At 73.7% G+C, this 700-nt stretch carries 1 pseudogene; it reads left to right on the plus strand.

Annotation, left to right across the window (positions count from 1 at the left end):
- Positions 1 to 367 precede the first annotated feature (367 nt).
- Positions 368 to 700: pseudogene (locus FV223_RS31060) on the plus strand (hypothetical protein); the annotation flags it as partial.

Below are 700 nucleotides of genomic sequence, written 5' to 3' on the forward strand. Positions count from 1 at the left end.
ACCCCGCCGGAGCCGAGCGCGGGCGGAGGCGCATCCGAGGGGCGGATGCGCAGGAAGAGCGGTTCCTGCGCCGAGGCGGGCCCGATCGCAAGGGGGCCGATCGCCGCGCATCCGGCGAGCGCCGCGGCGACGCCCTGGCCGAGCCATTCGATAAACCCGAGGATCGCCATGCAACAGCCCTCCGAATCCTGCTCCAGGCTGAGCGCCGGACAGTTAACGAAAGGTTAATGCGCCGACGCCGCATCCCCGCCGCACAGCCGCCGCCCCGGGACGGGATCTGTCCGGCACCGCAACCGTTAAGCCGACGTTAACCCTGGCGCTTCGATGGAGCGTCGGACGCGACCGGCCTAGGGGAGGTCTCGAAGGCATGACCTGCTGGTCCGATTCGCGGCCCGTCCTGTGGCTCGCCCCGGCGCTCGCCCTCGTGAGCCTGCCCCTTATGATCGGGCCCCTTGCGATCGGTCCCCTTGCGATCGGGCCCGCCTCGGCGCAGGAACCGCTCTTCCTGCGCATCCGCCCCTCGGATGCGCCTCCGCCCGCGCTCGGCTCCGGCGGGGTCGATCCGGAGATCGCGGCGGCGCGGGCGGCGCGCGAGGCGGTGTGGGAGCGCAGCACCGTCCGCGCGAACATCGCGATCGCCTCGGTCTGCACCGGCTGCCTCGGACGGCCGCCGGCGCCGACGCCCCTGCGGCCGGACCGG

The organism is Methylobacterium sp. WL116 (genome assembly GCF_008039455.1).
Classification (GTDB): domain Bacteria; phylum Pseudomonadota; class Alphaproteobacteria; order Rhizobiales; family Beijerinckiaceae; genus Methylobacterium.